This window comes from Pseudoglutamicibacter albus (assembly GCF_031458175.1).
Classification (GTDB): Bacteria; Actinomycetota; Actinomycetes; order Actinomycetales; family Micrococcaceae; genus Pseudoglutamicibacter; species Pseudoglutamicibacter albus.
In genome coordinates this window covers 1301310-1312698 of record NZ_JAVDXX010000001.1, presented here as the reverse complement: position 1 = coordinate 1312698, position 11389 = coordinate 1301310, and the positions used below count along the sequence as shown (strand labels likewise).

The following is an 11389-nucleotide window of genomic DNA, read 5'->3' as shown; positions in this document are numbered from 1 at the left end:
ACGAGGTAAGTCTCGTCTCATGTGTGAGAACGTTGGTTGCTACGGGTGAACCGTGCCTCTAAATCATGATTACAGCGACCTGCGCGCGCTTAGTACAAATCTGCACTTCGGTGAAACCTCGAGTGACCGAATTTCTGCTCTACGATAAGGCGGAACAGTAATGATGAAATCTGGGCAAAGGCTGTTGGTCGGTTTCGCTACTGTGTTCTTAGGCGTATCGCTTGCGGCGTGCGGCGGGCCGGAAGCTAGTACCGAAGGTAGGGATCCGGACGCGCGGGCAAAACTTGACCGACAGTCTTCCCAGATCCTCACACCGTTTTCTGCATATCTGCAGAACGACGACCCTGCAGATCAAGCCTTGGTAGATCAAGCTAAACGTATCTTCACCTCGAAATGCATGGCTAAGAAGGGTCAAAAGTTTTCGGCTGTTGGTCCTGAAAACGCGATCATCGATGACCGCACATTCGGCATGTGGGATGAGAAATTCGCGGCCCAATACGGGTGGGGTTCCATGCCCAGCAGTGTAGACATGACCTGGGAGCAAGAGGAGACAGCGGGAGGTGAGGCCTGGGAGGAAGCCTACGAGGAATGCCAAACGGACTTTGACGCAGACGCAGAAACGGAAGCGCTCAGAGAGATAGACCAAGAATCCTCCGCGCGGGCTGAGGAGCTGAGCACTCAGGCTTTCAACGCTGCGGTTAAGGATGAGGAGTGGAAGCGAGTCCATGACGAGTGGTCTCAGTGCGTCACGGATGCGGGGCTCACGGCTCCGAAGAACTCTGAAGAGTGGGCATCCGTTGAAACTAAGAAACTTCTAGAGTCCGAAGGCGCTCAAACTTCGAAGGAAAGTATCCGGCTTGCCAGCATTGAGGCCCGCTGCAACAACCAGACCTCAACAAGCCAACGCCTAGGTGATCTTGTGGCCTCTTATCAGCAGCCGCTCATCGACAAACATGAGGCTGAACTTAAACCAGCTAAAGAAGCGAAGGACCGCATCTTGTCTGCGGCCCGCGAATATATTGCACGGAATGGTTAGCACTAGCCCACAGTAGGTTAGCCCCACAGTAGAAAGGTGTTTACGCATGAGGAAAGCGGGAGCACCACATCTTTCACGGGTGGCTTTCCCCGTGCGTACCCTGATCATCACCGCGGTGGTGATCGGTGCGGTTGTTGTTGCGTTTTTCATCGGTACGCTTACGGCCCCGAAAAACTCGGTGGCCACAGTCTCGGATGAAAGAATCCAGGCCACCGCGGTGGTTGAACAGCGGGCAATCGTGCCTGACACGGTTATCTTGGGAACGGTAGGCGAAGGCAAAACGAAGAATATTGTGCCTTCCGTCCTTCCTGAAACTGCCACCGTCACCAAGCAAGCATTGAAGAAAGGCGACGATGTTGTTGCCGGCCAGCTCCTTGGATCCGTGGCTGGAACGCCCGTGTTCGCGATGCAGGGGAAGCTACCTCTCTACCGTGACCTAGCCGCTGGAGACAGGGGCGACGACGTCGTAGCGTTCCAAGAATCCCTCCAAAACTCCGGCTACACGGTACGGATCACGGGCGTCGTGGACTCCGCGACTATCCAAGCCGTAACTGGTATGTTCCAACGCGCCGGTTATGCACTGCCGCAACGCGAGATTGAGCCACCACCGGAATCTAACCCGGCAGAACCTGGCTCAGATGGCGCCTCCGGTGAGGGCTCCTCAGAAGAAGACGAAACGAACGCGCCCCCCGCGCCGCGCACGCAACCCTATATCCCGGTCTCAGCTTTCGCTGCCATCGACGGTAAAGGCGGAACAGTCCTGAGTGTCGCCGCTGTCGCATCCACTGTAGGGCCTGAGCAGCCGCTGGCGAAGGTGCGGGTTGGCAGGCGGACCATCAGCGCACACGTCAACGCTGTAGAAGCCGAACAGCTCAGCAAAGGCACGGAAGTCCACATAACCGCCGGCGCTGATACGTTCGCAGGAACAGTCGAGAACGTCGGAGAGTTCCAAGCCGGTTCAGAAGGCCGCACCCCCGGGCATAACGTGATCTTCACAACCAAAGATGAGGCCTTCGACAAAGTCCAGAACGGAACCCAAGTTCGCGTAGGCCTGAAAACCAAAGTGAAACCGCAAAAAGCTGTGCCAGTCACCGCGTTACGCCACGATGCCGACGGAGACTATGTCCTCGTCCAAAGCACGGGATCGGGCTCAAGGACGAAACACAAAAACGCTCAAGGCTCTGATAAACAGGGCTCTGGAGGACAGGACTCCAACAAGGCAAACACTGACAAGGAAGGAACCGTCAAACAGGCCTCAGACAACAAGGGGGAGCCGCGCCGCGTTAAGGTCACAGTGGGGAGGACCGCCGCCGGATGGGCCGCGGTTGAATCAGACGACCTGGCCGTTGGTGACACCGTGGTGCTTTGATGGAACGCCAAAGACTCATTCAGATGCGCGGGGTAACCCGCCAATACGGCCCGGACAGCACCGCCGGTATCTTCGACGTAGACCTAGACATTGACGCGGGCGAATACGTCGCCATCGTGGGCCCTTCCGGGGCAGGTAAGAGCACGCTCCTGCAGATCCTCGGCTTGCTCGATGCCCCGAATAAAGGCTCCTACACCTTCGCAGGCAAGGACCTCACAAGTGCAACGGAAAAAGACCGCGACCAGCTACGTGCCGAAAGCATCGGCTTCGTTTTCCAAGCCTCACACGTGCTGCCTCACTTGGACGCGCTATCCAACGCCGCCCTAGGGATGGTTCCACACGCAGTACCCCTGCAGGAACGGTCAGAGATCGCATATGAAGCGATGAACAGCCTCGGCATTGCAGACCGCGCAACCTATAAAGCGGGTGTGCTCTCAGGCGGTGAAAGGCAGCGTCTCGCCGTTGCGCGCGCCCTGGCATCCCAGCCGGAACTGGTGCTCGCTGACGAACCGACAGGCGCACTCGATACCGCATCAGGCATGGCGGTGCTCGCAGACCTTGAGCGCGCGCGGGAACAGGGCGCCACGCTCATCGTCATCACCCACGACGAAGACGTAGCGGCCCGCGCCCACCGCGTTATCCGCATCGTGGACGGCCGGATCGCTGAAGACACCGGCCTCTCCGAGACCACACCAGCCGCCGCTAACGAACCTGTAACCAAACCACGCAAGGGGCCACTACGAACACGCGTCGCTGACGTGCTGGCCGAATCCCTCACCGAAGTGCTGCTACGCGGGATCCGCACAGCGTTCCTGGTGTTGGCTTTCGCTCTAGGCATCGGCGGATTGATCGCATCAGTCGGGATCAGCCAGACAGCCGCAGTACAGATCAACGAACGCCTCGAAGCCGCAGCGTTCGACGAAGTGTGGATCTCTACCCCAGACTACGCACGCGAGGAACTAGAGAAGAACCTCGCACAGGATCAACATCGGCTCAGGCAGCTCCCTCACGTGCAGAGGGTGACCCGCATGATCCAGCTACCCACCGAATCCACCGGCCTATACCGAATGGAACCAGGAGACGTGAACGTCAGCGGGGGACTGCAGATCATCGCCGTTGACGACCAATTCTTCGAAACCCAAGACCTCACCCTAGGTAAGGAACACACGGCTGATCTTTTCGGGATGCCTGCTGTGACCTCGGTGGCGGTCGTAGGGCCCGATGCGCATGAAGCCCTGCAACTGCCCGGCAGCGAAGCCGGCGGCACGGTGGTGGTGGGAGGCCACCGTTTGACCGTCGTGGATTCCTTCACAACCGGTGAACGCCGCCCAGGCTTGAACAACGCCGTGCTGGTTCCGTTGTCTCTGGCACCGCAACTGCACCTGGGGCAACCGCAATTAGTGATGCGTACAGATAAAGGCTTCCCAGCCGCGCTCGCAGAAGCCGTACCGATGCAGTTGAACGCCGCAGACCCAGGCAGCTACAGAGTCCAGACCGTCGCAGACCTACGAAACCTCCGCATGGGCGTCTCAACAGACCTCGATGCGCTGGTCGGGATCATGGCGGCCACCCTACTGATTCTCGCAGCTGTGAGCGCATCAACCTCGATGTACCTCACCGTGCTCTCCCGAGCCCCAGAAATCGCTCTGCGGCGAGCTCTAGGCACCACACGAAAAGGAATCGCGGCACGGTTCGTAACCGAAGGAGTGATGATCGGTTTCATCGGCGGGGCGGTAGGCGCACTCGCAGGCGTCCTCGGGGTAGTGGCGGTGTCTGCCGCGCAAGGCTGGAAACCACAAGTAGAGCCGTGGCTTGTACCCGTAGGCTTAGGCCTCGGGGTTGTAGCCGGACTCGTATCCTCCGTAGTCCCAGCCTTCATCGCGAGCAAACAGCCACCAAGCAACGCCCTCTAAGCGCGCCAGGGCATCTCACCGCTACGATGCGCGCCGACGCAAAACCAGCAGGCTGACACCACCCAGCATCAGTAGAGCAACCGAAGCCAGCGCCCCTTCAGCGCCGATACCGGTACGCGCCAACGACGAACCACCCGGCGCATCAGACTCACCCGGGTTATCAGGCTGTCCCGGCGCATCAGGCTGGCCCGGCGTCTCTGGTTGAGCTGGGTTGTCTGGCTGAGCTGGGTTGTCTGGCTGGCCCGGCTTACCGCCGTCACCGCCGTCTCCACCGCCCGGGGCGCTAGGGCCTTCGCTTGGACCGTCGCTCGGAGTCTCGCTCGGCTTCTCAGAAGGAGATTCGCTTGGCGATTCACTCGGCGCCGCGCTTGGAGCCTCGCTTGGGTCCTCGGAAGGGGCCTCGCTTGGTTCCTCAGTTGGCGTATCGCTCGGGGCCTCAGTCGGGCCCTCAGTCGGTTCCTCGGTTGGCTCGTCCGACGGGTCCTCGCTTGGTTCCTCAGTTGGCGTATCGCTCGGCTTTTCACTCGGTTCCTCGGTTGGTCCGTCCGACGGGTCCTCGCAATCGCATTTGGTGCCTACACGGATGATCTGTTTGACCGGCTCCGCGGTGCGCTTGGTTTCAACAACAGGTTCACCGGATGGTTTACCGTCAACCAGCTTCTGCGTCGAGGTCACGGTGTCCTCGCCGAGCTTGCCTTCTTGCTCGACCACTTGCTTGCCGGCTTCGAGGGCGTCATCGAGCACGACCTCCGTCTCGAACGGAACCGGCTTCTTCACCGTGGTGACCAACTCCTGGGTACCCAGGCGAGGCCCGTATTCGATAATGCGGGGGACAGGTTCCTTAGTGGTCTTCTCCTCGACCACCTCGGCCTGATCACCCTTAGCGGTGAACTTAGCGGTGAACGTCTTCTCGCCGTCCTCACCTTCCTGGACAACCTTGGTTTCCCCCGGCGCCAGGTCAGGGTTCTCACGAACCTCAGTAGGGAACGGGATCGGTACGGTCCACGTCACGTCCTTCGCGCTTTCGGCAGGCTTAGTGCCCACGCGAACAACCTCGTTGACAGGTTCTTCAATGCGCTCCCACGTGCCGTCCTTGTTCTGTTTTTCCTTACCCGGCTTGCCCTCGGTATCAACCTTGTACTCGCCAGCAGGCAGTGTGTCGTCGTATTTGTATTCGACCTTGAACGGAACCTCACGCGTCGGCACGTTCACAACCTTGACCACGGCAACCGCGGTGTCCCTCGAGCCATCCGCGTAGGTCACCGTGACGGGGATCTTCGCCTCGTCTCCGGCCTTCGCATCCTCCGGCGCGGTCGCGGTGATCGTGCCGTTATCATCAACCGTTACAGTCCAGCCTGCAGGAACATCACCCACCGTGAACGGGTTGTCCTCGGCAACCTTGACGTTTTCCGGCTTATCAATCGTGACCGGCAGCTTCGCGGTACCGCCCGGGTAGACCGTCTCCGCCGGATATGACGGTTCAGCTTCCCAGTTGTTGCTCAAATTGACCACCGTGGTGACTGGCACTTTCGGGGAAGAGCCGTCTGGGGCCTCAACGGTGACGTTAATGGTCTTCTGATCACCTGGCTTGGAATCGGCAGGGGGGGGTCGCGGTGACCACTCCTGTGTCCGGGTTGATCGTGTACTTCCAGCCGTCAACTTCTTGTTCGAGGATCGGCTGGTCCCCGTCCTTACCGAAGGAGAACGTCGAGCCCTTCGGCGCGTTGCTGACCTGGTGGTCCACAGAGTTACCGGGGCCGGTGGATTCCACGGTGTAGGTCGGGATGTCATCACCCTTGATGACAAAGACCGTAGCGGTTGCTTCCTGAGGCTTAGCGCCCGATGCGTAGTGGGCCAGAACAGGGATGTCCAGCTGGTCGCCTGGCTCTGCGTCCCTCGGGACCTCGGTGCTGATCTCGCCCGTGTTCTCATCGATCGTGACGGTCCAACCGTCCTTGGAGAGCGTGGTTGTGCCGTCTTCGAAGGTGTAACGGCTTGGTGCCTCGTCGCTTTCCTTACCGCTCAGACCCTTCTCAGGCAGGGTTGGCTTCAAGCTGGCTTTCTCGCCAGGCTTCTTGGTTTCCGTGCCGTAGGTCGGGACCTTGATGTCGTTGACAACCTGGAACTGCACCTCGACCTCGTCGGTGGTGTGGTCCGGGTAGGTGGCCTTGACCTTCGGGGAGATCACGGTTCCCAGCGGGACGGTGTCGTCAGCTTTCGCAGTGACCTTGCCGTTCTTGTCCACGGTCACGGTCCAGCCCGAAGGCACAGAGGAATCATCGACCTCGTACTTGGCCGGCGCCACAGCCTTGTGGCCCTTCATGATGGCCTTGGTCTTGATCTGGGAATCGATGTCCTGGTTCGGCTTACCTTGTGCAATAGCAGGCTTGACCAGGTCCGTTACCTGCGTGTTGTTCGGGTCAACAACTACCAGCAACGGAAGCTCGTCTTTGGAACCGTTGGAGTATGTGATCACAACCCGCGGCTGCGCGAACGTGCCTGGGGTTGGGTTCTTCGGTGCTGTGACGGTGACGTTATAGGTTTCTGGGTCCAGGGTTGCGTCCCAGCCTTCATAAACGTACTTCTCATCAAGCTCGACATCGGCTTCGAAACCGCCGTCTTCTTTCTTCTTCACCAGGTCCTTGATCAGGTCCGGTACCTGGGTGAAGGTCACTGACTGGCGATCTTTAGCCAGCGGGCCTTGAGGACTTTCAACACCAGAGATGATCGAGGCATCACGCTTGTCATATTTCGGGTCATGGAACTGGGTATCGTCGAGGCTCCACTGGTGTGAGTCGATGACGTTGGCTTTGTTGTATCGGGGCAGAGCATTGGATTCCTGGAAAGCCTGCCCGTAACTATCCGCGTCCGCATCGATCGCAGCCTGCAGCTGTTCAACGGAGCGTGGCAGGGCGAGAACGCTGAAGCGGACACCCTGTTGGGCGTTGAGCTCCGTGCCCTTGTATTCAGGCACTGTGAAGTACACGTCTCCGTTATCTTCGACGCGCAAACGTGCTTGGCCACCGGAAGCTTCAGTGTTGCTGGTGCCGATAAACTTGCCCTGAGAGTCATAGGCTTCAACAACCATGCGCGGCATCGATGGGGCGTCGGCACTGATGCGGCCTACCTTGAGTTTTTCACCCGGGGTGACCACAAGCTTTTCCCGGTTTTCCCAGGACACGGAAATAGGCGAGCAGTTGTCATTCTCGCTTGGCCACGGATTCACAACAGCCGTAAATCCAGCGTTTTGGCCCTGAGTCGCTTTGCGGCCGTCAATGTTATCTTTTGTGTACTTTCCTTGCCAGGCATAACGCACGGGGTTTCCAGCATCGGCCTGTGCATACTGCTTGACCTTATCCCCGGTCAGTTCTGAGCTGAGGATCAGATTCCTTTGGGAACGACTGGCTTTGATCTCGAGTTGTTCATCGGCCTTAGCAGTCACCGGTCCCTCAGCGCCAAAAAGAGTCTGGCCGACGTCCATAGAGGAAATGGTTCCGGGGTCCAGGACACCACTAAGGAGCCCAGAATTACTAAAACCCCAGGCTGCGAACGTTCGATCCTTCGAATTGTCGAATGCGAGGCTCAAGCCCCATATGGTCTTATCAGCGCTGTGCTGGCTTGGCTCTAGGGTTGTCCATGTGAAACCGGCCTGACTGCCAGATGAGCCGCCACCGAAAACTTCACACGAGCCGGCTAACAGGTCCGAGGGCTTCTGTTGCTCCTGCTCCACAGCGCCGGCTTTGTCTCGGATTCCGCCCGAGAGTGCAGACGCTGCGGCGGCTGGCTCAGCGGAGAAGAAGCTAGGGGCAATCGCTAGCGAGCTACCTGTCAAAGCAATGACAGATAGCGCAGTTAACGACGAGCGCGCAGAACGTTTGAGCCCACGTGTGTTGTGTGGAGTACGCATCAATGAATCCTTATTGAAATCTTCTTCGGTGCTCGCGACACCCTCAAGCTGTGATTTAGCTATGAATCATCATATACGTTCACAAGGCGCATGTGGATATGAACACTTTCCGGAAAGTGACGCTATCTGCCGCGAGGTTAGTTGAGGTGTCACCCAACCCTCATGGAGGTTGGTTGAAGTGTTACCCAAGTCCCAAATGGGGCCTCCTCCACTTCCATCCACCGCCGCCCCCGTGATCGACCTTTAGCCGCTCTTTGTGCGTGAAACTGGGGGTTATCGCTTGCAGCGTAGATTGGGCGTCCTTTAATCCTCCACTTTCACCCCTGCCGCTAAAAACCGCGTAATCTCGCGGGAAAATAGGCATAGACAATTCACAGAAAATATATGAAACACCCAGAAACCACTTGACGGGGGAGGGATGTGGAGTAAAGTGGAGGGCGTTGGAGCGAGCTGGAGTTCAGGGAGTCAGACCCCCTGAACCTCACCACTTTCGGAAAGGGGTGGCGTTATGTTCCTTGGGACGTATACGCCACGTCTTGATGAGAAGGGGCGCATCATTCTTCCGGCCAAGTTTCGTGACGAGTTGGGCAAAGGGCTCGTCTTGACCCGAGGCCAAGAAAGATGCATCTACGTTTTCAGCGTGAAGGAATTCGAGGCGGTCCACGAGCAGTTGCGGGCCGCCCCGATGTCTTCCAAGCAAGCGCGGGACTACATTCGCGTGTTCCTCTCCGGTGCCTCTGATGAGGTGCCAGACAAGCAGGGCCGCGTGACCATCCCGCAACCGCTACGGACCTACGCAGGTCTCGATCGCGACGTGACCGTGATCGGCGCCGGTAGCCGCGCGGAGATCTGGGACACCGAGGCCTGGAACTCCTACCTCGCTGAGCAGGAAGATTCCTTCTCAGACACAAATGAAGAAGTGATACCCGGATTCTTCTGATCCACCTGCCGGCACGCCAGCCAGTCAACGCATCAGAAACACCGGAAAACCGAGGGGCGCGCTCTCCTCCCGCGAAACCCAGTGGATATCCCGACTCAACTTCCCCTGAGCCGGGCCAGCCGCCAGGGACGCGGTGGGGGAACGAGCCCCTCGGAGCATCTTCACCAACGAATGTTCACCAGCGAATTGCCAACACCAGGCCTTTAACACCAAGACTTCTACCTAAACCATCAGCACAAGCAACAGACCCCGTAGGGAGGTGGCAATACAGTGACAAAGAACAAGCGCGCGGCAGGAAGTCAGGCAGTTAATGCCCACGCTTTCGATGGCGCAGCATCAGGCCGCGTGCAGTCGGCAGCTGAGCGCCACGTCCCAGTGTTACTTGAGCGCTGCCTCGATCTGTTGCAACCCGGAATCGACGCCGCGCGTGACGCCGGCCGCACACCGTGGGTTATCGATGCAACCCTAGGCATGGGTGGCCACACCTACCAGTTGCTTGCACGCAACCCGGACGTCCACGTGATCGGTATCGACCGCGACACCAATGCGCTCGTCATGGCATCAGAGCGCCTCACCGAATACAGCGACCGGCTAGTGCCGTGCCACACCACCTACGACAACATCGACGAGGCACTCGAAACCGCTGGCATCGAAGCCGTCGATGGCATCCTGTTCGACCTCGGTGTCTCCTCGTATCAACTCGACGAACGTGAACGCGGATTCGCCTATTCTTACGACGCCCCGCTCGATATGCGCATGGACACCACCGCGGAACTCACCGCGGCCGAGGTCGTCAATACCTACACGCATCAGCAGCTAACCCGCGTGCTCAAGGCTTACGGCGAAGAACGCCATGCACGCCGCATCATCGACGCGATCCTGCGCACACGCGAAACTGAGCCGTTCACGACGACCGGGCAACTCGCCCAGCTCATCATCGACGCCTACCCGCGCGGAACCAAGGGCGGACACCCCGCCAAACGGACCTTCCAAGCGCTCCGCGTTGAAGTCAACAACGAACTGGCCGTCCTTGAATCCGCGCTACCTGCAGCCCTCGATGCCGTCGCTAACGGAGGCCGCATCGTGGTCATGAGCTATCAATCCCTCGAAGACCGGCTCGTTAAATACGCCTTCGCGCAAGCAACGACCTCATCCGCGCCGGTAGGGCTACCCATCGAACCCGAAGAACACAAAGCCCAATATCGGCTCATAACCCGCGGCAACGAGAAACCGACGGAAAGGGAAGTCGAAGAAAACTCCCGTGCCGCCGCAGCAAGACTACGAGCGGTCGAACGCATCCGCGAACCCCTCAGCCGCCACCACTACACAGACCGCTTTAGCCATCGCTCTAGGAGGAACTCATGAGCGCGCAACCACTGCTCAGGGCCGAACCCGCCCACGCGGAACCGCAAACCGAGGAATTCAGCGGAACCGCGAGTCAGCTTCGCGTAGCCGAAACCCCTCAGGGCGTTCGCACTGAAACGCGGAAACCGCTCTCGGTTATCGAGTACAAGCCCCGCAAGAAAGTGTTGAGCTTCATCCTGTTGTGCCTTGTGATCATGGCGGCGACGGTAGCGACGGCTCTGGGCATCAACGTCAAGGTAGCCAAAGGGCAATACGAACTCGTGCAGCTGCAAAAGCAGGAGCAGAAGCTCACGCAAGACAATGAAGCACGCAGCAGTGAACTGTTCAACAAGAAGTCCCCGCAGAACCTCGCGGCACGCGCGGCACAGCTGGGAATGACCGCATCCGGAAGTGCTGCCACGATCGATGTGGATAAAAAGGAGATCTACGGCAAAGCGACCGAAGCCAAGAAACAGGGCAACGATCTCGCCAAAGGCCCGCACGTCAAGGCCCCGCGCGAACCTGACTATAACGAGCGCGAACTCGCCCGCGCCCAACAAGAACTAAAGGCTAAACAGAACACCGCCCAGGGCGCACAGGCTCCCGCACCGACAAGCCCGGATGCGGCTGGCTCTGAGAAAGCGGGTTCGCCTCAGAGCGGCGCGGCGGAGAAGGGCGCTCGTGATGATGCGAAAGGGGAGCGCGGCAAGGTCAGCGACACCCCTTCCAAGAAGGGGAAAGCCAAAGAAGCTGCCGGGGATAATAAAAAGAACACCAAGCCGTTTTCCGGTAAGGACCTCAATGGCGGAAGCATTCCAGGTCCGCAGACCAGCTCAGATAACGCTGGTGACTAGACACTAATCACACGAGGGGAGTCATC

The 11389-nt window shown here is 58.9% G+C and carries 8 protein-coding genes; 6 read left to right on the top strand and 2 right to left on the bottom strand.

Going from position 1 to position 11389, the window contains the following annotated elements:
- The first annotated feature begins 160 nt into the window (after positions 1–160).
- From J2S67_RS05690 to J2S67_RS05680, 3 genes are all read left to right on the top strand, one after another.
- Positions 161–1036, top strand: coding sequence for a hypothetical protein (locus tag J2S67_RS05690; RefSeq protein WP_310247079.1), 876 nt, complete (start codon positions 161–163; stop codon positions 1034–1036).
- 91 nt (positions 1037–1127) lie between these two features.
- The gene (locus tag J2S67_RS05685) at positions 1128–2405 is read left to right on the top strand and encodes a hypothetical protein (protein WP_310247076.1); all 1278 of its coding nucleotides are present in this window, start codon (positions 1128–1130) and stop codon (positions 2403–2405) included.
- A 23-nt stretch (positions 2406–2428) separates the two neighbouring features.
- On the top strand, positions 2429–4318 hold the full coding sequence (locus J2S67_RS05680) for an ABC transporter ATP-binding protein/permease (RefSeq protein WP_310247074.1): 1890 nt from the start codon (positions 2429–2431) through the stop codon (positions 4316–4318).
- A 21-nt stretch (positions 4319–4339) separates the two neighbouring features.
- On the opposite strand, the gene J2S67_RS05675 is transcribed toward J2S67_RS05680, so the two are convergent.
- Positions 4340–5830 (bottom strand): G5 domain-containing protein, encoded by a 1491-nt coding sequence (locus J2S67_RS05675; RefSeq protein ID WP_310247071.1) that lies wholly within the window; start codon positions 5828–5830, stop codon positions 4340–4342.
- A gap of 67 nt (positions 5831–5897) precedes the next feature.
- Positions 5898–8225, bottom strand: coding sequence for an adhesin domain containing protein (locus J2S67_RS05670; RefSeq protein ID WP_310247069.1), 2328 nt, complete (start codon positions 8223–8225; stop codon positions 5898–5900).
- 508 nt (positions 8226–8733) lie between these two features.
- Between J2S67_RS05670 and mraZ the strand changes: the two genes are divergently transcribed.
- From mraZ to J2S67_RS05655, 3 genes are all read left to right on the top strand, one after another.
- Entirely contained in the window at positions 8734–9165 is a 432-nt protein-coding gene (gene mraZ / locus J2S67_RS05665; protein ID WP_035754472.1) for a division/cell wall cluster transcriptional repressor MraZ, read from the top strand.
- Between the two features lie 345 nt (positions 9166–9510).
- Positions 9511–10530, top strand: coding sequence for a 16S rRNA (cytosine(1402)-N(4))-methyltransferase RsmH (gene rsmH / locus J2S67_RS05660; protein WP_052048254.1), 1020 nt, complete (start codon positions 9511–9513; stop codon positions 10528–10530).
- A complete protein-coding gene (locus tag J2S67_RS05655) occupies positions 10527–11363 on the top strand; it encodes a hypothetical protein (protein WP_070507111.1) in 837 nt (278 codons plus the stop codon). The genes rsmH and J2S67_RS05655 overlap by 4 nt, the downstream gene beginning before the upstream one ends.
- Positions 11364–11389: the final 26 nt, after the last annotated feature.